This window comes from Paracoccus sp. SCN 68-21, assembly GCF_001724535.1.
Classification (GTDB): Bacteria; Pseudomonadota; Alphaproteobacteria; order Rhodobacterales; family Rhodobacteraceae; genus Paracoccus; species Paracoccus hibiscisoli.
In genome coordinates this window covers 1-21,290 of the sequence record NZ_MEES01000072.1, presented here as the reverse complement: position 1 = coordinate 21,290, position 21,290 = coordinate 1, and the positions used below count along the sequence as shown (strand labels likewise).

Annotated in this window: 17 protein-coding genes; 9 read left to right on the top strand and 8 right to left on the bottom strand. The window is 67.6% G+C overall.

Features of this window, described 5'->3' with window-relative positions; translation table 11 throughout:
* Positions 1-115: 115 nt before the first annotated feature.
* Genes ABS73_RS15840 through ABS73_RS15830 form a run of 3 tightly spaced genes read right to left on the bottom strand, consistent with a single transcriptional unit; the run spans position 116 to position 2,666 of the window.
* On the bottom strand, positions 116-1,141 hold the full coding sequence (locus ABS73_RS15840) for a histone deacetylase family protein (protein ID WP_277019171.1): 1,026 nt from the start codon (positions 1,139-1,141) through the stop codon (positions 116-118).
* A 38-nt stretch (positions 1,142-1,179) separates the two neighbouring features.
* The gene (locus ABS73_RS15835) at positions 1,180-1,722 is read right to left on the bottom strand and encodes a DUF924 family protein (RefSeq protein WP_277019169.1); all 543 of its coding nucleotides are present in this window, start codon (positions 1,720-1,722) and stop codon (positions 1,180-1,182) included.
* Between the two features lie 11 nt (positions 1,723-1,733).
* On the bottom strand, positions 1,734-2,666 hold the full coding sequence (locus ABS73_RS15830) for a pirin family protein (protein WP_277019167.1): 933 nt from the start codon (positions 2,664-2,666) through the stop codon (positions 1,734-1,736).
* Positions 2,667-2,819: 153 nt separating this feature from the next.
* On the opposite strand from ABS73_RS15830, the gene ABS73_RS15825 reads away from it, so the two are divergent.
* Complete coding sequence (locus tag ABS73_RS15825) at positions 2,820-4,316, top strand: VOC family protein (RefSeq protein ID WP_277019165.1); 1,497 nt, start codon at positions 2,820-2,822, stop codon at positions 4,314-4,316.
* 227 nt (positions 4,317-4,543) lie between these two features.
* Here ABS73_RS15825 and ABS73_RS15820 read toward each other — a convergent pair whose 3' ends face one another.
* A complete protein-coding gene (locus tag ABS73_RS15820; RefSeq protein WP_277019163.1) occupies positions 4,544-5,092 on the bottom strand; it encodes an NADPH-dependent FMN reductase in 549 nt (182 codons plus the stop codon).
* Between the two features lie 20 nt (positions 5,093-5,112).
* The gene (locus ABS73_RS15815; RefSeq protein ID WP_277019161.1) at positions 5,113-6,045 is read right to left on the bottom strand and encodes a ring-cleaving dioxygenase; all 933 of its coding nucleotides are present in this window, start codon (positions 6,043-6,045) and stop codon (positions 5,113-5,115) included.
* 129 nt (positions 6,046-6,174) lie between these two features.
* Between ABS73_RS15815 and ABS73_RS15810 the strand changes: the two genes are divergently transcribed.
* Entirely contained in the window at positions 6,175-7,143 is a 969-nt protein-coding gene (locus ABS73_RS15810; RefSeq protein WP_277019159.1) for a LysR family transcriptional regulator, read from the top strand.
* A gap of 51 nt (positions 7,144-7,194) precedes the next feature.
* On the top strand, positions 7,195-7,383 hold the full coding sequence (locus tag ABS73_RS15805; protein WP_136854881.1) for a hypothetical protein: 189 nt from the start codon (positions 7,195-7,197) through the stop codon (positions 7,381-7,383).
* A gap of 16 nt (positions 7,384-7,399) precedes the next feature.
* Here ABS73_RS15805 and ABS73_RS15800 read toward each other — a convergent pair whose 3' ends face one another.
* Positions 7,400-9,004, bottom strand: coding sequence for an alpha-glucosidase (locus tag ABS73_RS15800; protein ID WP_277019156.1), 1,605 nt, complete (start codon positions 9,002-9,004; stop codon positions 7,400-7,402).
* A gap of 122 nt (positions 9,005-9,126) precedes the next feature.
* Between ABS73_RS15800 and glgB the strand changes: the two genes are divergently transcribed.
* From glgB to ABS73_RS15770, 6 genes are read left to right on the top strand one after another with little or no spacing between them, the layout of a single operon-like run.
* Complete coding sequence (glgB, locus tag ABS73_RS15795) at positions 9,127-11,310, top strand: 1,4-alpha-glucan branching protein GlgB (RefSeq protein WP_277019155.1); 2,184 nt, start codon at positions 9,127-9,129, stop codon at positions 11,308-11,310.
* 22 nt (positions 11,311-11,332) lie between these two features.
* Positions 11,333-12,592, top strand: a complete 1,260-nt coding sequence (gene glgC / locus ABS73_RS15790; protein WP_277019153.1) for a glucose-1-phosphate adenylyltransferase — start codon at positions 11,333-11,335, stop codon at positions 12,590-12,592.
* Complete coding sequence (glgA, locus tag ABS73_RS15785) at positions 12,589-14,016, top strand: glycogen synthase GlgA (RefSeq protein WP_277019151.1); 1,428 nt, start codon at positions 12,589-12,591, stop codon at positions 14,014-14,016. Before glgC ends, glgA begins: the two co-directional genes overlap by 4 nt.
* On the top strand, positions 14,013-16,097 hold the full coding sequence (gene glgX, locus ABS73_RS15780) for a glycogen debranching protein GlgX (RefSeq protein WP_277019149.1): 2,085 nt from the start codon (positions 14,013-14,015) through the stop codon (positions 16,095-16,097). The genes glgA and glgX overlap by 4 nt, the downstream gene beginning before the upstream one ends.
* Positions 16,094-17,962, top strand: a complete 1,869-nt coding sequence (locus tag ABS73_RS15775) for an alpha-amylase family glycosyl hydrolase (protein WP_277019147.1) — start codon at positions 16,094-16,096, stop codon at positions 17,960-17,962. The genes glgX and ABS73_RS15775 overlap by 4 nt, the downstream gene beginning before the upstream one ends.
* Before the next feature lie 13 nt (positions 17,963-17,975).
* The gene (locus tag ABS73_RS15770) at positions 17,976-20,375 is read left to right on the top strand and encodes a glycogen/starch/alpha-glucan phosphorylase (protein WP_423805156.1); all 2,400 of its coding nucleotides are present in this window, start codon (positions 17,976-17,978) and stop codon (positions 20,373-20,375) included.
* A 36-nt stretch (positions 20,376-20,411) separates the two neighbouring features.
* Here the strand turns inward: ABS73_RS15770 and ABS73_RS15765 are convergent, their stop codons facing one another.
* Positions 20,412-20,699 (bottom strand): cytosine permease, encoded by a 288-nt coding sequence (locus ABS73_RS15765; RefSeq protein WP_277019173.1) that lies wholly within the window; start codon positions 20,697-20,699, stop codon positions 20,412-20,414.
* Between the two features lie 112 nt (positions 20,700-20,811).
* Positions 20,812-21,290 (bottom strand): IS30 family transposase (locus tag ABS73_RS15760; RefSeq protein WP_286693556.1); only part of this gene is annotated, 479 nt, incomplete at its 5' end.

Sequence of the window (21,290 nt, the reverse complement as noted above, 5' to 3'; positions counted from 1 at the left end):
TGGCGGCGGCCTTTGTGCCGACATGCCGGATACGTTTGTGCAGACTGATCATGTCATCAAAAATTGCCGCTTGCAGACGGGGCGGGCCATACGTTTTCGGCCCGCTATAGACCGGTCAGGGCGCCTCGATCCAGCCCCGCAGGGTGGCGGCCAGGTTATGGGTCAGATCCTCGGAGAGATAGCCGCCCTCCTGCACGATGACGGTGGGCAGGCCTGCGGCCTTGATGCGCGCGGCGGCGCGGGCAAAGCCCGGCGTCGTGACCTGCAGCCCGCGGAACGGGTCCCGCTCATGCGCGTCCAGCCCCAGGGCCAGGACCAGCGCGCCCGGTGCGAAATCCGCGATGCGCTCCAGCGCGCGGTCGAGGGCGGTCAGCCAGATGTCGTCGCCCGACCTCAAAGGCAGCGGCAGGTTCAGGTTGGTGCCCGCCGCCCCGACCTCATGCGCATGGCCCAGATAAAAGGGATAGAACGCATCCGGGTCGGCATGGACCGATACGGTCAGCACATCGGCGCGGTCGTAGAAGATCTCCTGCGTGCCGTTTCCGTGATGCACGTCGATGTCCAGCACCGCGACGCGGTTGTGGTGCGCGCGCAGGGCCTGGGCCGCGATGGCCGAATTGTTCAGGAAACAATGCCCCGCCGCCGTGTCGGCATCGGCGTGATGCCCCGGTGGACGGCACAGCGCATAGGCCGCCCGCGCGCCCGCCGTCACCGCCGCTGCGGCCGCCAGCGCCGTGTCCACGCCCCGCAGCGCCGCCCGGTAGGTGTCGCGCCCAAGCGGGCATCCGGTATCGGCCATGTGCCAGCCCGCCCGCCCGGTGATGCCCGAGGGATAGGTCTGATGCGCCTTTTGCGGATGCAGGTTGGCCACGACCTCGGCGCCCGCGCCGGGGGCGGTCTGCCATTCCTCCCATGCGGTTTCCAGGAACGCCAGGTATCGCGCGGTGTGGACCGCATGCATGGGCGCGCGGTCGGTGACCGGCGGATCGGTCACCGTCAGGCCGACCTGCGCGATGCCCGCCAGCAGGCGGTCGGCCCGTTCGGCGGTTTCCTTGTTGGCCATCGGCACCCCGCGCAGCATCCAGAACTGCGGGTCGTGGGCGGCGGTGTCGGGCGCGTAAAAGCAGGGCAGGGTTTCCATGACGCGCAGGCTAGGATCCCCGCCCGTCCGAGGCAAGATCAGAAGCCGGAATGCGTCTTGAGGAACTCGGATTCCTCGGGGGTGCTGTCACGGCCCAGGATCGCGTTGCGATGCGGAAAGCGGCCAAAGCGGGCCACGATATCGCGATGTTCGCGCGCGAAATGCAGCGAGTGGTCGTTGCCCAGCTGTTCATACAGCGCGACCGAGCGGTCCTGATCGGCCAGATCCTCGCTGTGCATGAAGGGCAGGTAGAAGAACTGCCGCCGCTCGGCCGGCTGGCCCAGGTCGTGGCCCTGATCCAGCGCGGTGCGGGCATGGCGCAGCGCCAGGTCGTTCGATTCAAAGCTGCGCGGCCCGCCGCGATGGATGTTGCGCGGGAACTGGTCCAGCGCGATCACCAGCGCCAGCGCGCTGTCGGGCGCGTCCATCCAGGCGTCCAGCCGACCGGCATGGGCCTCCTCATAGGTGTCGCTGAACCGGGCGGCGATGTCCTTGTCGATATCGTCGGATTTCGCGAACCAATAGGGGCGCATCTGGTCCGAGAACCAGAATTCCAGCATCTCGTGGGGGGTCTTGGGCATATGTCTCTCCGTCACGGCAAGGGGATGTGTTCGTCGCGGTCGCCCGGCGGCAGGTCGAACCGTCCTTGACCCCAACGCGCCTCGCGCCATTCCTGTTTCGCGACCTCGATGCGTTCGCGCGATGAGGCGACGAAATTCCACCAGATGTGGCGCGGCCCGTTCAGCGTGGCCCCGCCAAGCGCCATCAGCCGCGCGCCCCGGTCGCCCGCCGCCACCGTGATCGCGTCGCCGGGGCGGAACACCATCATCTGGCCGGCCTGGAACTCCTGCCCGGCGATGCTGACGCTGCCTTCGGTGATATACAGGCCGCGATCCTCGTGATCGACGGGCGAGGGAAAGCGGGCGCGGGGGGCCAGCGTCACGTCCAGATAGAAGGTGTCGGAATGCATCGTCGCGGGCGCGATCTCGCCATAGGCGCGGCCCAGGATCAGCCGCGCCTCGATCCCCTGGTCGCGGATCTCGGGCAGGGCGGTGGCGGCGTGATGCTCAAAGCTGGGGGCGATGTCCTCATGCGTTTCCGGCAGGGCGATCCAGGTCTGGATGCCCAGCAGGCTGCTGGGCCCGGCGCGCACGGCCTCGGGGCTGCGTTCGGAATGGGTCACGCCGCGCCCCGCCACCATCCAGTTCAGCGCGCCGGGCGTGATGATCTGATCGGCGCCGGTGCTGTCCTGATGCTGAAAGCTGCCGCGATACAGATAGGTGACCGTGCCCAGGCCGATATGGGGATGCGGGCGCACGTCGATGCCCTGATCGGTCAGAAACTCGGCCGGGCCCATCTGGTCAAAGAAGATGAACGGGCCGACCATCTGGCGTTTGGGGGCGGGCAGGGCGCGGCGCACCTCGAACCCGCCCAGGTCGCGGGCGCGGGGGATGATCAGCGTCTCGATGGCATCGGCGCCGATGGCGTCGGGGCATCCGGGGGTCAGGGCGGGGTTCCAGCTCATGGCGTTCTCTCCTGTGCTGTTCCCGAGGGTGGGGGTTTGCGGGCCATCGGGCAAGCGCGCAGGCGTTCGCCCGATGCGAACGCCGGGTTGCGCACGACCCCCGTGGCGCCGAACGGTGGCCACGGGCATCTTGGACCCTGAAAGGAGGTCGCCATGACGGGACTTCATCACGTGACGGCCATCACGCGCGACGTGCAGGCCAGTGTCGATTTCTGGATGGGCTTTCTGGGGCTGTCGCTGGTCAAGCAGACCGCGGGGTTCGAGGATGCCGAACAGCTGCACCTGTTCTATGGCGACGCCACCGGCACGCCCGGATCGCTGGTCAGCTTTCTGGTCTGGCAGGACGGCGCACCGGGTCGCGTGGGCCACGCACAGGTGGCCGAGATCGCACTGGCCATCCCGCGCGCACGGATCGGCGACTGGCTGACCCGCGCCATGCAGCACGGATTGCGCATCGAGGGGCCGGTCCGCGAATTCGGCGCGCCGGTCCTGCGCCTGCGCGACCCGGACGGGATCATTGTCAAGCTGGTCGGCGGGGACATCCCCGATGCGGGCTGGCCCGCCGCGCCCGCGCGCCTGCACGGCGTCACGCTGTGGTCCGATGATGCGCAGGCGACGGCGGCCTTTCTGGCGCCCTTCGGCTATCTGCCGCAGGGGGTCGAGGGGGGCGTGACGCGCCTGGCCTCCGACCGCGACGTGCTGGATATCCGCGATGCGTCCGGTTTCGTGCCGGGCATTCCGGGGACCGGGGTGATCGACCACGTCGCCCTGCGCGTGCCCGACGTCGCGGCGATCCGCGCCCATCAGGCGCGGCTGGCGGACGTGACCGTGCATGACCGGCTGTATTTCACCTCGCTTTATGTCCGCGACCCGGCGGGCCTGCTGATCGAACTGGCGACCGACGGCCCCGGCATGGCCGTGGACGAGGCCGACCTTGGCCGGACCCTGATGGTCCCGCCGCATTTCACCGACACGACCGACCTGCGGCTGCGCCTGCCGCAATTCGCCCGACCGGGCGAGGAAAGGAGACCCATGCGCGACCTGCCCTTCACCCACCGCATCCACACCCCCGAGGACCCCGACGGCTCGACCGTGATCCTGCTGCACGGCACCGGCGGGTCGGAAACCGACCTGATGCCGCTGGCCCATCGGATCGCGCCGCGCGCGACCCTGCTGGGGCTGCGCGGGCGGTCCACCGAAGAGGGCGTGGCGCGGTTCTTTCGCCGCCTGTCCATGACCACCTTTGACCAAGCCGACATCCGGGCCGAGGCTGCGGCCTTTGCCGGTTTCTGGCAGGAGGCCGTGGCGGCCTATGACCTGGACCCGGCGCGGATCACGGTGCTGGGCTATTCCAACGGCGCGAATTTCGCGGGCGCGGTCATGGCGCTGCATCCGGGGCTGATCGCCCGCGCGATCCTGATGCGGCCCATGCTGGCGCTGGACCCGGTGCCCGAGGCCGATCTGACCGGCCTACGGGTGCTGACGCTGGAGGGCGCGCGCGATCCTTACGGTGTGCATGCGCCGGCGCTGAACGACTGGCTGGCGGCATCGGGGGCCGACCTGGACGCGCGCCGTCTGCCCGCCGGTCACGAACTGTCGCCCGACGATCTGGTGGCGGCCACCGCCTGGCTGGGCCGGATCGTCGATTGAGAAAAGCCCCGCGCCGGGGGCAACCGGGGCGGGGCACACTGGTGAAGGGCTTGACGGCGGGCAAACCGCATCGGGACCTGTCTTGTTCCACCCCCGGGTCCGGGAATTGCTGCAACGCGTCATTCCGTTGCCGGAATGCCACAGGTGGCGGCCTGCCATGACCGCGTGTTGGCGGTCTGTGCGCCCTGGCTGAAGGGGGCGGCGCCTGTCGGGTTTTGGCGTGGCGGTCAGGGGCGCGTCAGGCTGCCGGCAAAGCCCGCGATGAAATCGGCCAGCCTGTCGCGGGTCTTGTCGTCGGTCAGGGTGCCCTGATCGTCGAACAGATCGCCCGCGCGCGACACCATCAGCCGTCCCTCCCACCAGGGGCGGGTGGACAGCATGCGCAGCACCGGCAGCCAATGCGATTGCGCATGCGCGGTGCCGAAATTGCCGGGCGAGGCGCCGATGACGGCCACAGGCTTGCCCTTGAAGGCCCCCATGCCGGGGCCGCGCGACATCCAGTCGATCGCGTTCTTGAGCACGCCGGGCACGCCGTTGTTGTATTCCGGGCTGACCAGCAGCAGCCCGTCCGCCGCAGCCAGCCGGTCGGTCAGCGCGGTGACGGCGGCGGGAATTCCCTCCGCCGCCTCCAGATCGCCATCATAGAGCGGCACGTCGCGGATATCGCCGATCTCGACGGTCACGCCGTCGGGCGCGACCTCGGCCGCCGCCCGCAACAGGCCCGTGTTCAGCGACGCCCGCCGCAGGCTGCCCGAAAGTCCCAGAATCACCGTCATCGCCATCTCCGCCCGTTGGGTCAGGCCAGGGGTTTCAGCCCGGCCTCGATCTGCTGGCGCTTGCCCTCCAGGAAGGGCGGCAGGGACAGGCCCTCGCCCATCGTCTCGAAAGGCTCGTCCACGTCAAAGCCCGGCCCGTCGGTCGCCAGTTCGAACAGGTTGCCCCCCGGCTCGCGGAAATACAACGACCGGAAGTAGAACCGCTCGACCTCGCCGCTGCTGGGCACGCGGAACCGGGACACGCGCTCGGTCCAGGCGGTCAGGGCGGCGGTGTCGGGCACGCGAAAGGCCACGTGATGCACCCCGCCCGCGCCCTGGCGGGCCTGGGGCAGGCCGGGCTGGACCGCGACATGCAGTTCGGCCGCGGCGCCGCCCTCGCCCATCTCGAACACATGGACCTGGCCCTGCCCGTCGGGGCTGGCATAGTCGCGGACCTTGCGCATGTTCATCACCTGGGTCAGCACCGCCTCGGTCGGGGCCAGGTCGGGAACCGAGATGGTGATCGGCCCTAGGCCGTGGATCTGGTGTTCGGCGGGGACGTCGCTGCGGTCCCAGGGCTGGCTCGCCGGGTTCGGCGCGGCGATCAGGCGCAGGCGCTGGCCCTCGGGGTCCTCGACCTCCAGGCTGGGGCGGCCGTCGATGGTGGTCAGGCGCGCGTCCAGGCCCTGCAGGCGGTCGGCCCAGTAATCCAGGCTGTCTTCGGACACGCGCAGCCCGGTGCGGGTGATGGCATTGGTGCCGCGCCGTTCGGGCGCCGCGGGCCAGTCGAAGAAGGTGATGTCGGTGCCGGGGCTGCCCGCCCCGTCCGCGAAGAACAGATGATAGGCCGAGGTGTCGTCCTGGTTCACGGTCTTTTTCACGCGGCGCAGGCCCAGGGTCTGGGTATAGAAACGGTTGTTGGCCGCCGCGTCGGCGGTGATGGCGGTCAGGTGATGGATTCCGGTAAGCTGCATTGCAGGCTCCTGATGTTTCCCATTGGCTTGAGGACAATATGGCGTGGCGCGGGCGTTCGCGGCACCCGTCGCGGTGGCAACGCGGCGTTCGGTTCTTGCGAACGGGTGCACAGCTGCTAGGCTGGCGGCATGGGGTGGACGATCACGGATATCGAGACGTTTCTGGCGGTTCTGGATGCGGGCAGCATCTCGGGGGCGGCGGCGCGTGGCGATCTGTCGAAATCGGTGGTCAGCAAGCGGATCAGCGATTTCGAGGCCGCCCTGGGGGTCGCACTGTTCACCCGCCATGCGGGGCGGATCACGGCCACCGACAGCGCCCTGGCCCTGGCCGAGCGGTTGCGCCCGGCGCTGGCCGAACTGGTCGCGGCCACCGAGAGCGTCGCCGCCCCCGAGGCGGGCCTGCGCGGGCGGCTGGCCATCGCGGCGCCGATGAGCTTCGGCATCCGGCATCTGGGCCCGGTGATCGCGGGGTTCGCCCGCGCGCATCCGGGGCTGGAGATCGTGCTGGATTACGACGACCGGCAGGCGGATCTGGGCCGGGCGGGGTTCGACCTGGGGCTGCGCATCGGGCATCTGAAGGACAGCAGCCTGATGGCGCGGCGCCTGTGCGAAGACCCCCGCGCCCTGGTCGCCAGCCCCGATTACCTGGCGCAGCATGGCGCGGTGGCGGCACCCGCCGACCTGGCCGGGCACGAGGTCATCGGCTATCTGAATGCGCGCCTGGCCGAGATCTGGCCGTTTGGCGCCGAGATCCCCCCGCCCCGGCAGAGCCGCGTGTCGGCCAACAATGGCGAGGCGATGCGCGATCTGGCCATCGGCGGATTGGGGCTGGCGCTGCTGCCGCTGTTCATCGTGCATGACGCGCTGCGCGACGGGCGGCTGGTGCGGCTGCTGCCCGATCTGGCGCAGGACCCGCTGCCGATCAGCGTGGTCTGGCCGCCGATCCGGCCGCTGCCGCGCAAGACCCGCGCCTTTGTCGATCACATCGCGGCGGCCTTTGCGGTGGACCCGCCCTGGCAGCGCGGGCTGTTGCGTCCCGCGACGGCCGGGGGGCCAGCCCCCCGGACCCCCCGTCAGCCCGAGCCGCCATCCCTCTGAGCCCCCCATCTACCTGAGCCACGCCGTGGCCAAGCCCCTGAAAGGTTAGTCATGAAGCTTGTCGATCCCGATGCGCCGTTCTTTCGCCCGCTGTGGGTGCGCGTCCTGTGCGTGATGCTGCCGCTGATCTGGGCGGGGGTCGAGCTGTGGTTCGCAAGCCCGGTCTGGGCCATGCTGTTCGGTGCGGCCGCGGTGTATCTGGCGCTGGCCCTGTTCGTTTGGCGCAAGCCGGAGCCCTGAGGCTCCGGCGGCTCGTTCAGGCCGACAGCGTGGGCGATCCGGTCAGCCAGGCAAAGCCGTTAGCGGGCAGCTGCAGCCGCGTCCCCTCCAGGGTGGCATGGCTGGGACCGGTCAGCGCGGTGTCGCCGCCGACCGTCAGGGTGCGCGGCGTGTGCGACAGGTTGAACGCCGCCGTCAGCGTCTGACCGTCATGATCGCGCCGGAAGGCCAGCACCGGTTCGGGCAGGTCCAGGAACGCGGCCGTGCCGAAACGCAGCGCGTCCGAGCCCTTGCGGAAGGCCAGCACCGCCCGATAGGCCGCCAGCACGCTGTCGTTCTGGTCCTGCTGATGCGCGACGGCGCGGATCGCCTGGTCATCCTTGACCGGCAGCCAGGGCGTCGTGTCCGAGAACCCGGCATGCGGTTCGCCCTGATCCCAGACCATCGGGGTGCGGCAGCCGTCGCGGCCCTTGACCTCGGGCCAGAAGCGCAGGGCGGGGGGGTCGGTCAGCTCCTCATAGACCAGCGTGGTCTCGGTCTGGCCCAGCTCCTCCCCCTGATAGAGGCAGATCGTGCCGGGAAAGGACAGCAGCATCGCCGCGGACTGGCGTGCCAGCGCATCGGGGCTTTCGGCGTGCCTGGCCCACCGGCTGACATGGCGGACCACGTCATGGTTGGAGAACGACCAGCAGGAATGGCTGTCGGGGGCATGTTCGTGGACACCCTCGATCGTGTGGCGGAAATGCGCGGCGGTGAACTCGGGGCTGAGCATCTCGAAGCTGTAGCACATGTGCAGGCGGTCGCTGCCCGCGGTGTATTCGGCCATGATGTCGATGGCCGCCTGGCCGCCGTCGCCGACCTCGCCCACCATCATCCGCGCGTCGTATTCGTCGGTCAGCGCGCGCATCCGCTTCAGGAAGGCGATGTTCTCGGGGCGGTTCTTGGAATGGATGTGGCGCTGGAACCCATAGGTTTCCGGTCCCTTGTGGTCGGGATTGGGCGGGTTGTCGCGCAGGTCGCTGTCGTGGAAATAATAGTTCACCGTATCCAGTCGGAACCCATCGACGCCGCGTTCCAGCCAGAACCGCATCGTGTCCAGCAGCGCGTCCTGCACCGCCGGGTTCCACATGTTCAGGTCGGGTTGTTCGATCAGGAAGTTGTGCAGGTAATACTGGCGCCGGCGCGGCTCCCACTCCCAGGCCGGGCCGCCGAAGACCGAGGGCCAGTTGTTGGGCGGCGTGCCGTCGGGCTTGGGGTCGGCCCAGACATACCAGTCGGCCTTGGGGTTGTCGCGCGACTGGCGGCTTTCCTCGAACCAGGGGTGGACGTCGCTGGAATGGCTGATGACCTGGTCGATGATGACCTTCAGGCCCAGCTCGTGTGCGCGCGCGACCATCGCGTCGAAATCGGCCATGCTGCCGAACAGCGGGTCGACGTCGGTATAGTCGGACACGTCATAGCCCATGTCCTTTTGCGGCGAGGTGAAGAAGGGCGACAGCCAGATCGCATCGACCCCCAGCCCCGCCACGTGATCCAGCCTGCGCGTGATGCCCGGCAGGTCGCCGATGCCGTCCCCGTCGCTGTCCTGAAAGCTGCGGGGATAGATCTGATAGATCACCGCGTCGCGCCACCATTCCGCCATGTCGTCACCTTTCCGGGTCGGGATTCCTGTTCAGTCATGCATGACTATAGCCGGATCAAAAAGGAGATGTTAGCGTTAACCATTCGATTGCCTGATTCAACGGCGCAGCTATGGTAGGGCTTATGGACAAAATCACGAATCCTCCGCAGCTTAGCCCCGACAATCAGGCCGCCTTGGCCGAGGGGCGCTGTTCGCAACCGTTTTCAATCCTGGGGCCGCGCCCGCATGGCGAGGGTCAGTGGCTGACGGTGTTCCACCCGGACCTGGCATCGCTGGCCGCCGTCGGGGCGGGGGGCACGGTGCCCCTGGCGCGCGTGGCGGGGGATCTGTTCGCAGGACCGATCCCCGCGGGGCCCTATCGGTTGAAGGCGCGATCGGGGGGCGGGGTCGAGTGGACATTCGAGGACCCCTATCGGTTCGGCCCCGTCCTGGGAGAGATGGACCTGCACCTGCTGGCCGAAGGCACGCACAAGCGCTTGTGGCGGGTGCTGGGCGCGCATGTGATGACCCATCAGGGCGTCTCGGGCACCCATTTCGCGGTCTGGGCGCCCAATGCGCAGCGCGTGTCGGTCGTGGGCCAGTTCAACGGATGGGACGGTCGCCGCCACCCCATGCGCCGCGTGGGCCAGGGGTTCTGGGAGATCTTTCTGCCCGACCTGACCGAAGGCACGCTGTACAAATACGAGATCCTGGATGCCCAGGGCGGGGTGATGCAGAAGGCCGATCCGGTGGGTTTCGGCAGCCAGCATCCGCCGGAAAAGGCCAGCGTGGTGCGCGACATCGCGGGCTATGGCTGGAAGGACGCGGACTGGATGGCCGGTCGCGCCGCAGCCCAGGACCGCCGCGCGCCGATCAGCATCTATGAGGTCCATCCCGGCAGCTGGCGGCGCAAGTATGACGATGGCGGGCGCCCGCTATCCTATCAGGAGATGGCGCGCGATCTGGTGTCCTATGCCAAGGACATGGGGTTCACCCATCTGGAGTTGATGCCGGTCAGCGAATTTCCGTTCGACGGGTCTTGGGGCTATCAGCCGGTGGGCCTTTATGCGCCGACGATCCGGTTCGGCCCACCGCATGAGTTCCGCGATCTGGTCGATGCGGCGCATCGGGCGGGGCTGGGGGTGCTGCTGGACTGGGTGCCGGGGCATTTCCCGACCGATGCGCATGGTCTGGTCCGGTTCGACGGGACCGAGCTGTACGAGCATGCCGACCCGCGCGAGGGGTTCCACCAGGACTGGAACACGCTGATCTATAACTATGGCCGGACCGAGGTGCAGAATTTCCTGACCGCCAATGCCGTCTATTGGCTGGACGAATATCACATCGACGGGCTGCGCGTGGATGCGGTGGCGTCCATGCTGTACCGCGACTATTCCCGCAAGGACGGCGAATGGGTGCCCAACAAGGATGGCGGCCGCGAGAATTACGAAGCCATCGCCTTTCTGCAAAATATGAACATCGAGGCCTATGGCGAACAGCCCGGCATCATGACCGTGGCCGAGGAAAGCACCTCGTTTCCCAAGGTGTCCGCGCCTGTGGATGCCGGGGGCCTGGGGTTCGGGTTCAAGTGGAACATGGGGTGGATGAACGACACCCTGCGCTACATGAGCCGCGATCCGGTCCATCGCCGCTATCACCACGACCTGATGAGCTTTGGGCTGATGTATGCGTTCACCGAGAACTTCATCCTGCCGATCAGCCATGACGAGGTCGTCCACGGCAAGGGCAGCCTGCTGCACAAGATGCCCGGCGACGAATGGCAGCAATTCGCCAATCTGCGCGCCTATTACGGCTTCATGTGGGGGCATCCGGGGAAAAAGCTGCTGTTCATGGGCTGCGAATTCGGCCAGCCCGAGGAGTGGAACCACAACGGAGAGCTGAACTGGCACGCGGCCAGCCAGCCGATGCACCAGGGCGTGCAGGCGCTGGTGCGCGATCTGAACGCGCTTTATCGCGACACGCCCGCTCTGCACGTCAAGGATGCCGAACCCGAGGGGTTCCAGTGGATCGCGACGGACCCTGCGCAATCGACCTATGCCTGGGTGCGGCGCGGCGATGCGGGTGATCCGCCGGTGGTGGTGGTCTGCAACTTTACGCCCGTGCCGCGGCCCGGTTTCCGCATCGGCGTTCCACAGGCGGGCCAGTGGCGCGAGGCGATCAACACCGATGCGACCCTGTACGGCGGCAGCGGCATGGGCAATCTTGGCGGCGTCACGGCGGATGGGGAACCGCAGGACGGCCAGCCGGCTTCGATGGCTGTGACATTGCCGCCGCTGTCGGTGGTGATCTTCGTGGCCGACAGCTGATTTCATGAGGGAGGAGAGGAACATGGTGGAAACGCAACGGCTGACGCGCCGGGCGATGGCATTCGTGCTGGCGGGGGGCCGGGGCAGCCGCCTGAAGGAGCTGACCGACCGTCGCGTCAAGCCCGCCGTCTATTTCGGCGGCAAGACCCGCATCGTCGATTTTGCCCTGTCGAACGCGATGAATTCCGGCATCCGCAAGATCGCGGTCGCCACGCAATACAAGGCCCACAGCCTGATCCGGCATTGCCAGCGCGGCTGGAACTTCTTTCGGGCCGAACGCAACGAATTCCTGGACATCCTGCCCGCCAGCCAGCGCACCTCCGAGGATCACTGGTACCGCGGCACGGCCGATGCGGTGACCCAGAACATCGACATCGTCGACGATTACGACGTCGATTACATCATCATCCTGGCGGGCGACCACATCTACAAGATGGACTATGAAATCATGCTGCGCGAGCATGTGGCCAGCGGCGCGGATGTCACCGTGGGTTGCCTGACCGTGCCGCGGATGGAGGCGACCGCCTTTGGCGTGATGGACGTGGATGCCACGGGCCGCATCGTGTCCTTCCTGGAAAAACCCGCCGATCCGCCCGCCATGCCCGGCGCGCCGGACAAGGCGCTGGCGTCGATGGGCATCTATGTCTTCAACTGGGCGTTCCTGCGCGACCTGCTGCTGCGCGATGCGCAGGACGACAATTCCAGCCATGATTTCGGCACCGACCTGATCCCCGACATCGTCAGGAACGGCAAGGCGATGGCGCATCGGTTCGACACGTCCTGCGTCCGCGATCCGGGCGCCCCGGCCTATTGGAAGGACGTGGGCACGGTCGACGCCTTCTGGCAGGCCAATATCGCGCTGACCGATTTCACGCCCGAGCTGAACCTGTGGGACCGCGACTGGCCGATCTGGACCTATTCCGAAAGCGTGCCGCCCGCCAAGTTCATCCATGACGAGGCCGACCGCCGGGGCATGGCGATATCCTCGATGGTGTCGGGGGGGTGCATCATCTCGGGGACCGAGGTCAAGAATTCGCTGCTGTTCACCGAGGTCCACACCAACAGCTATGCGGTGCTGGATCACGCGGTGGTGCTGCCCTATGTCACCGTCCATCGCCATGCGCGGCTGCGCAACGTGGTCATCGACCGCGGCGTGGTCATCCCCGAGGGGCTGATCGTCGGCGAAGACCTCGAGGTCGATGCCCGTTGGTTCCGCGTCAGCGAAGGCGGCGTGACTCTGATCACCCAGGACATGCTGGACCGGCGGGCGGCATCGCTGTGATGCGGGTGCTGTCGGTCGCCTCCGAAATCGCCCCCCTGGTCAAGACCGGAGGGCTGGCCGATGTCACGGGCGCGCTGCCCGCCGCGCTGGCCGGCGTGGGCGTCCAGATGCGCAGCCTGGTCCCCGGTTACCCGGCGGTGATGGCCGCCCTGCAGGAACCCGAGGCCGTGCACGCGTTCGAGGACCTGTTCGGCGGCCCCGGGGTCCTGCTGCAAGGGCGGGGCGCGGGGCTGGACCTGCTGGTGATCGACGCGCCCCATCTGTATGGCCGCCCCGGCAACCCCTATCTGGGCCCGGACGGGCGCGACTGGCCCGACAACCCGGAGCGCTTTGCGGCCCTGTCCTGGGTGGGCGCGCATGTCGCGGCTCAGGGGGCCGATGGCTGGCACCCGCAGGTTCTGCACGGGCATGACTGGCAGGCGGGGCTGATGACCGAATACCTGCCGCGCATGGGCGGGGCGGGGGTGCGGACGGTGCTGACCATCCACAACATCGCCTTTACCGGATCGACCGATCCGGGGCGGCTGCATTCGCTGCGCCTGGACCCCGCGCGGTTCTACAGCGAGGGGTACGAGTTCTGGGGCGCGATATCCGCGCTCAAGGCGGGGCTGATGGGGGCGGATGCGCTGACGACCGTGTCCCCCAGCTATGCCGAAGAGCTGATGACCCCGGAATTCGGCATGGGCCTGGACGGCGTCATGCGCCACCGGCAAGCGGACCTGACCGGCATCTTGAACGGCATCGACGAGGATGCCTGGAACCCCGCCACCGACCCGGCCATCGCCGCGTTCGACGCCCCCTCGGGCAAGGCGGCGGCCAAGGCGGCCTTGCAGGCCGAGCTGGGCCTGCCGCAGGCGGCGGGGCCGCTTTGCGTGATCGTGTCGCGGATGACGCATCAGAAGGGGCTGGATCTGGTCCTTGAGACGCTACCCGCGCTGCTGGGCGCGGGGGGACAGCTGGCGGTTCTGGGATCGGGCGATCCGGGCCTGGAGCAGGCGTTCCGCCAGGCGGCGGGCGACCCGAACGTCGCCGTGCGCATCGGCTATGACGAGGGGCTGTCCCACCGCCTGATCGCGGGGGGCGATGCGATCTTGGTGCCGTCGCGGTTCGAACCCTGCGGACTGACGCAGATGTACGGTCTGCGCTATGGCACCATCCCGGTGGTCGCGCTGACTGGGGGGCTGGCCGACACGGTGATCAACGCATCGCCCGCGGGCCTGGCGCGCGGGGTGGCGACCGGCATCCAGTTCGCCCCGGTCACCGCCGTCGCGCTGCGCGGCGCGCTGATGCGGCTGGCGCGCCTGTTTTCCGACCGCGAGGTCTGGACGCGGATGCAGGTCAATGCCATGGCCCATCCGGTCGGATGGGCGCCATCGGCGCGCGCCTATGCCGATCTTTATGCAAGGTTGACGCAGACCCCATGACCCAACGCCACGCGATGACCGCCGGGCATCCGACCCCCCTGGGTGCCACGTTCGACGGTGCCGGGGTGAATTTCGCGATCTTTTCCCAGCATGCCGACCGGGTGGTGCTGTGCCTGTTCGACGACAAGAACCGAGAGACGCGGGTCGATCTGCCCGAACGCGACGGTCACGTCTGGCACGGCCATATCGAGGGGCTGCGCCCCGGCCAGCGCTATGGCTATCGCGTGCACGGCCCCTATCGCCCGCATGAGGGTCACCGCTTCAACCCCAACAAGCTGCTGATCGACCCCTATGCCAAACGCCTGACCGGCAGCCCGCGCGCGCATGACGCGCTGATGGGGTATCGGATGGGCCATCACGATGCCGACCTGTCCTTTGACCGCCGCGACAGCGCGCAGCACATGCCCAAATCGGTGGTGGTCGACCCCAGCTTTGCCTGGGGCGAGGATCGTCCGCTGCACCGGCCCCTGTCCGAAACCGTGATCTACGAGGCGCATGTCAAGGGCATGACCGCCGGCCGCCCCGACATCGCCCATCGCGGCAGCTATCTGGCCATGGCGTCCGAGCCGGTGCTGGACCATCTGACCCGCCTTGGCGTCACGGCGGTCGAGCTGCTGCCTGTCCATGCCTTTGCCGATGACCGGTTCCTGACCGACAAGGGGCTGACGAATTACTGGGGCTACATGTCCTACGGGTTCTTCGCGCCCGAACCCCGCTATATGCAGACCGGAGAGATCGCCGAGTTCCAGCAGATGGTCGCCCGGTTCCACAAGGCCGGGATCGAGGTGATCCTGGATGTGGTCTACAACCACACCGCCGAGGGCAATCAGCTGGGCCCGACCCTGTCCTTCCGGGGTCTGGACAATGCCGCCTATTACCGTCTGGCCGATGATCCACGCTATTACGTCAACGATGCGGGCACCGGGAACGTGCTGAACCTGGACAGCCCCTTTGCATTGCGGCTGGTGATGGATTCGCTGCGCTATTGGGTTCAGGTGATGCATGTGGACGGGTTCCGCTTTGACCTGGCATCCGTGCTGGGACGCACGCGCGGCGTGTTCGACCGCGACGCGCCGCTGTTCCGCGCGATCCGCCAGGACCCCGTGCTGAACCGGGTCAAGCTGATCGCCGAACCCTGGGATATCGGGCCGGGGGGATATCAGCTGGGCGCATACCCCGCGCCCTTTGCGGAATGGAACGACCGCTATCGCGACCAGATCCGCGGCTTCTGGCGGGGCGATCCGGGCCTGCTGGGCAAGCTGGCCAAACGCGTCGCGGGATCGGCCGCGCGGTTCGACCATGACGGGCGGCCCGCGACCAGTTCGGTGAATTTCGTGGCCGCCCATGACGGATTCACGCTGATGGACACGGTCAGCTTCAACGACAAGCACAACGAGGCCAATGGCGAGGAGAACCGCGACGGCCACAACCACAACCTGTCCGACAACATGGGCGCCGAGGGGCCGACCGACGACCCCGATATCCGGGCCGCCCGCAACCGCCGCCGCCGCAACCTGATCGCCACGCTGATGCTGTCCCAAGGCACGCCGATGCTGCTGGCGGGGGACGAGCTGGGCAACAGCCAGGGCGGCAACAACAACGCCTATGCCCAGGACAATCCGACGGGCTGGGTCGATTGGGAGGGTGCGGACCCGGCCTTCCTGGATTTCGTGCGCCGCGTCATCGCGTTCCGGCGCGCCCATCCGATCCTGCGGCAGAAGCGGTTCCTGCACAGCCAGCCGCGCGAACAGGACGGGCTGCCTGACCTGTTCTGGCGCCGGGCCGATGGCGAGGCGATGTCGCCCGATGACTGGAACGACCCCAACGGTCGCCTGCTGGCGGCCGAGATGCGCATGGCGTCCGGCACGCCGGCCTATGCCGCGCTGCCGGGCGCTGTCTTCGTGGTCTTCAACAACGGCTCCGCGGCGCAGGTCCGCCTGCCCGAGGCCCCGCAGGGCCAGTGGCGCCGCCGCCTGGACAGTGCACGCGACGACGACACGGACCTGCCGGCCCGCGACCTGGAACCCATCGCCGCCGACAGTGTCGCGGCCTTTGTCCTGACCAGCCAAGGCCCCTCATGACCCCTTCGATCTTTGACATGCGCCTGGCGCGCAGCGCCCCCGACCTCTGGCCCATGCTGGAGCGTCTTTACGGCGACCGCCCCGATTACGACGCCTTTCGCGCCGAACTGGAGGGCGCGCTGCGCGAGGGCTGGGACGCGCGTCCCGCCGACCTGAAACGGCTGGACCTGATGCGCGACCTGGAGCCTGACTGGTTCCAGCGGTCCGGCATGGCGGGCTATGTCTTCTATATCGACCGCTTTGCGGGGACGCTGGCGGGGGTGCATGACCGGCTGGATTACCTGCGCGATCTGGGCATCAGCTATGTCCACCTGATGCCCTGCCTGATGCCGCGTCCGGGCGACAGCGACGGCGGCTATTCGGTGATGGATTACCGCCAGATCAACCCGGCCTATGGGCGCATGGCCGACCTGACGCGGCTGGCGGGCAGCCTGCGCGACCGGGGCATGTCGCTGTGCGTCGATCTGGTGCTGAACCACACCGCGCAGGAACACGAATGGGCGCGTCGCGCGGCGGCGGGTGATCCGGAATACCAGGACATGTACCTGATGTTCGACGACGACACGCTGCCCCGCGCCTATGAGCAGTCGCTGATCGAGATCTTTCCCGAAACGGCACCGGGCAGCTTCACCCATCATCCGGAATTCGGCAAATGGGTCTGGACCACGTTCAACGACCACCAGTGGGACCTGAACTGGGCCAATCCGCGGGTGTTCCTGGAGATCGTGCGGATCATGTTGAACCTGGCCAACAGGGGCGTCGACGTGCTGCGCCTGGACGCGGTGGCTTTCATGTGGAAACGCATGGGCACCACCTGCCAAAGCCAGCCCGAGGTTCACATGATCCTGCGCGCGCTGCGCGCCTGCACCCGGATCGCGGCCAGCGCGGTCATCCACCTTGAGGAGGCCATCGTCGGCCCGGCCGAGATGCTGACCTATTTCGGGCGGGGCGAGCATGACGGGCGCGAGGGGAACCTGTGCTATCACAACAGCCTGATGGTGCAGTACTGGTCGGCCCTGGCCACGCGCGACACGCGGCTGATGACGCATGTGCTGCGCACGCATTTCCCGCCGGTGCTGACCAACGCGAACTATGCGACCTATATCCGCTGTCACGACGACATCGGATGGGCGATCACCGATGAGGACGCCGGGGCCCTGGGCCTGTCGGGCGCCGCGCATCGCGCCTTCCTGTCGGATTTCTATGACGGCAGCTATCCGGGCAGCTTTGCCCGCGGCGTGCTGTTCCAGCAGAACCCGGACACCGGCGACAAGCGCATCGCCGGCAGCTTTGCCGCACTGGCGGGGCTGGAGGCCGGTCTGGCCGCGGGCGACCCTCTGGCCATCGACCGGGCTGTCGACCGCATCCTGCTGGGCCACGCGCTGATCGCGTCCTTTGGCGGCATCCCCCTGATCTATATGGGCGATGAGCTGGCGATGGGGAACGATCACGGCTATCGGGACGTGCCGGAACACGCCCATGACAGCCGCTGGATCAACCGCCCCGCGATGGACTGGGACCGCGCCGCCCGCGCGGCCGGCGACCCGACCACGCCCGAAGGGCGCGTCCTGCACGGCACCCGCGCCATCCTGGCCGCGCGCCGGTCCTGCGACCGCCTGCATGGCGAGCACCCGACCGAGATTCTGGACAGCGGCAACCCCGCCATCTTGGCATTCGCCCGCCGCGCGCCCCAGGGCGGCATTCTGTGCCTTTTCAATTTCACGGAAAGCTGGCAACAGGTCAGCGGCGATTGGATGCGCTTTCAAGGCGTGACCGACATGCGCGATATCCTGTCCGACGCGACGGTGACGCTGCATGACGACATGCTGGCTTTGCCGCCCTATGGCCGCGTCTGGATGTCCTGATTTACCCTGCCTTATGAGGCCGAAATTGACCCAAGCACCGTCGGCACAGGATCTGCGCGACCAGATCCTGCATCACCTGACCCACACCCAGGGCCGTGGCCCGGAATTCGCAACCGTTTTCGACTGGCGCCTGGCCGTCAGCTATACGGTGCGCGACCTGATGGTGGGCCCCTGGGTCCAGGCCATCCGCGCCGCCCGCGACCAGGGCGCCAAGCGGGTCTATTACCTGTCGATGGAGTTCCTGATCGGCCGCATCCTGGGCGATGCGATCATCAACCTGAACCTGGAGCCCGCCATGGGCGAAGCCCTGGCCCTGCTGGGTCTGGACGAGCAGGTGATCCTGGACGACGAACCCGACGCGGCATTGGGCAATGGCGGGTTGGGGCGTCTGGCGGCCTGCTTCATGGAGTCGCTGTCGTCGCTGTCCTGCCCGGCCTTCGGCTATGGCATCCGGTACGAACACGGCCTGTTCCGCCAGCGTTTCGAGGCCGGCCAGCAGGTCGAGACCCCTGAGGATTGGCTGAACCAGCCGCACCCGTGGGAATTTGTGCGCATCAACTACAGCTATGAGATCGGGTTCAAGGGCCATGTCGACACGGTCGATGGCCGCGCCGTCTGGCATCCGGGCGAAAGCGTGATCGCGCGCGCCTATGACACGCCGGTCATCGGATGGGGCGGCGATTGGGCCAACAGCCTGCGCCTGTGGGGGGCGCTGCCGACGACGCTGCTGGACCTGTCGCGCTTCAACGCGGGCGACCACACCGCCGCCGCCGAACCCGAAGCGCTGGCCCGCACGCTGTCGCGCGTCCTCTATCCCGACGACACCACGGAATCGGGCAAGGAGCTGCGGCTGAAGCAGGAATATTTCCTGACCTCGGCGGCGCTGCAGGACATCATGGCGCGGTTCCTGGCGGAACATGGCGATCTGGAAATCCTGCCCGACAAGGTCGCGATCCAGCTGAACGACACCCACCCCGCCATCGCCGGCCCGGAGCTGATCCGCCTGCTGATGGACGTGCACGGCCTGCCCTTCGACCGGGCGCAGGACCTGGCGCGCCGCACGCTGAACTACACGAACCACACCCTGCTGCCCGAGGCGTTGGAGCGGTGGTCCACCTGGCTGATGGGCCGTGTCCTGCCACGCCACATGCAGATCATCCAGATGATCGACGAGGATCACCGCAAGACCACCAACCGCCCCGCCCATATCGGCATCGTCCACGGCGATCAGGTCCACATGGGGGAACTGGCCTTCATCATGGCGGGCCGCGTGAACGGCGTGTCCGCGCTGCACACCGAGCTGGTCAAGGACACGGTCTTTGCCGACCTGCACAAGCTGCATCCCGACCGGATCGTGAACCAGACCAACGGCGTGACCCCGCGCCGCTGGCTGCGCATGTCCAACCCCGGCCTGACGCGGCTGCTGGACGACACGATCGGCAGCGGCTGGACGAAGGATCTGGACCAACTGACGGGCCTTGAGGCGCATGCCGGCGACGCGGCCTTCCTGGAGCATCTGCACGCTGCCAAGCGTGCCAACAAGGTGGCCCTGTCGAACGGGCTGCTGGCGGGCTTGGGCGTCAAGGCCGACCCGGACGCGATCTTTGACGTGCAGGTCAAGCGTATCCACGAATACAAACGCCAGCTGCTGAATGTGCTGGAGGCGATCGCGCTGTGGCACCGCATCCAGGAGGACCCGAACGGCAACTGGACCCCGCGCGTCAAGATCTTTGGCGGCAAGGCCGCGCCGGGATACTGGTTGGCGAAATCGGTGATCCACTTGATCAACGACGTGGCCACGACGATCAACAACGACCCGGTGACGCGAGATCTGCTGCAGATCGCCTATCCGCCGAACTACAACGTCTCGATGGCCGAGGATCTGATCCCCGCAGCCGACCTGTCCGAACAGATCAGCACCGCCGGCAAGGAGGCGTCCGGCACCGGCAACATGAAGTTCACCATGAACGGCGCGCTGACCATCGGCACCCTGGACGGCGCCAATGTCGAGATCCGAGAGCATGTGGGCCCCGAGAACTTCTTCCTGTTCGGCCTGACCGCCGAGGAGGCGGCGGCGGAAAAGGCCCGCCCCGGCCATGCCCGCCGCGCCATCGAGGCCAGCGAGGACATGAAGATCGCCCTGCAGCTGATCGCCGAAGGGCGGTTCGGCCGCGCCGAAAGCTATTACGCACTGTTGGACCGGACGTGGAATGACGACCCGTTCCTGGTCGCGTCCGATTTCGACGCCTATTTCACGGCGCAGCGGGCGGTGGACCGGGCCTATGCCGATCAGGCGGGCTGGGACCGGATGGCGGCCCTGAACATCGCGCGGTCGGGGTTCTTTTCCTCGGACCGGACGATCCGGGGCTATATGCGCGACATCTGGCACGCGGTGCCGGTGGTGCCCGCGTAAGGCAAAAGGCCCCCGATGCCGGGGGCCTTTTCCGATTCAGGCGCGGAACCGCTGTGCGGCGGGCAGATACTGCATCAGCAGCCAATAGGTGAGGCCCGCCGGGATCAGGCTGGCATACCAGCTGATCCCCGAAAAGATCAGCGCCACGACCACGCCCACCACCGTCGCAATGACCGCCGCCGGGTTCCAGCCGCGATAGGGGCCGTTGGCGTCGTAATGATGCGTCAGGTTCAGGGTTGCGGAATCAACTCGAAATGCGACACGGGCGCTGACGTAGCCTGATCTGGGCGGGCGGAGACATCCGCCATCGCAGCCCGCCCGGATCAGGCGGGTAATCTAGGAATGACAGCTTGGAGCCCTTGAGCGACCTTGGCGCTGGCGCAGGCCATTGGGCTGCGGTTGCAGCGAGGGTCCGCGCCGTTCCGCATAGCGGACGCTATTGGACACCTGACGTCTTCGCCAGCTCTTCGCGGAAGACCTCTGCCGGCGTCCTGTAGCCCAGGCATTTGCGGGGCGTGGCGTTCATCCGCTGCGCCAGGCCCAGCAACTCCTTTTGCTCGATCGCCAGCAGGATGGTGTCGCGGGGAAGCCAGCGCCGGACGCGCCGATTGGTGTTCTCGACGGTGGGCTTCTGCCAGGGCGCCTGCGGATCGCAGAACCAGGCCTGCGCCCCCAGCCCTTTCTCAAGCTCGCGCCAGGACACGAACTCGAGCCCACGGTCGAAGGTCAGGCTCTGTCGGGCATGCCAGGGCAGGGGCGAAAGCAGGTTGATCAGATTGTCCATGAGCGGTTTGGACCGCCGGTCATTGTTGCGGAAGATGACCGTATAGCGGCTTATCCTTTCGACAACTGTGGCCACGTTGGCCGGACCATGCTCTTTTCGAAAGATCATCAAGTCAGCTTCCCAGTGGCCAA

What these genes read in the sequence shown, in the direction of transcription:
- ABS73_RS15840 (WP_277019171.1), bottom strand. Translation starts at nt 1,141, where the DNA reads ATGGAAACCCTGCCCTGCTTTTACGCGCCCGACACCGCCGCCCACGAC.
- ABS73_RS15835 (WP_277019169.1), bottom strand. Translation starts at nt 1,722, where the DNA reads ATGCCCAAGACCCCCCACGAGATGCTGGAATTCTGGTTCTCGGACCAG.
- ABS73_RS15830 (WP_277019167.1), bottom strand. Translation starts at nt 2,666, where the DNA reads ATGAGCTGGAACCCCGCCCTGACCCCCGGATGCCCCGACGCCATCGGC.
- ABS73_RS15825 (WP_277019165.1), top strand. Translation starts at nt 2,820, where the DNA reads ATGACGGGACTTCATCACGTGACGGCCATCACGCGCGACGTGCAGGCC.
- ABS73_RS15820 (WP_277019163.1), bottom strand. Translation starts at nt 5,092, where the DNA reads ATGACGGTGATTCTGGGACTTTCGGGCAGCCTGCGGCGGGCGTCGCTG.
- ABS73_RS15815 (WP_277019161.1), bottom strand. Translation starts at nt 6,045, where the DNA reads ATGCAGCTTACCGGAATCCATCACCTGACCGCCATCACCGCCGACGCG.
- ABS73_RS15810 (WP_277019159.1), top strand. Translation starts at nt 6,175, where the DNA reads ATGGGGTGGACGATCACGGATATCGAGACGTTTCTGGCGGTTCTGGAT.
- ABS73_RS15805 (WP_136854881.1), top strand. Translation starts at nt 7,195, where the DNA reads ATGAAGCTTGTCGATCCCGATGCGCCGTTCTTTCGCCCGCTGTGGGTG.
- ABS73_RS15800 (WP_277019156.1), bottom strand. Translation starts at nt 9,004, where the DNA reads ATGGCGGAATGGTGGCGCGACGCGGTGATCTATCAGATCTATCCCCGC.
- glgB (WP_277019155.1), top strand. Translation starts at nt 9,127, where the DNA reads ATGGACAAAATCACGAATCCTCCGCAGCTTAGCCCCGACAATCAGGCC.
- glgC (WP_277019153.1), top strand. Translation starts at nt 11,333, where the DNA reads ATGGTGGAAACGCAACGGCTGACGCGCCGGGCGATGGCATTCGTGCTG.
- glgX (WP_277019149.1), top strand. Translation starts at nt 14,013, where the DNA reads ATGACCCAACGCCACGCGATGACCGCCGGGCATCCGACCCCCCTGGGT.
- ABS73_RS15775 (WP_277019147.1), top strand. Translation starts at nt 16,094, where the DNA reads ATGACCCCTTCGATCTTTGACATGCGCCTGGCGCGCAGCGCCCCCGAC.
- ABS73_RS15770 (WP_423805156.1), top strand. Translation starts at nt 17,976, where the DNA reads ATGAGGCCGAAATTGACCCAAGCACCGTCGGCACAGGATCTGCGCGAC.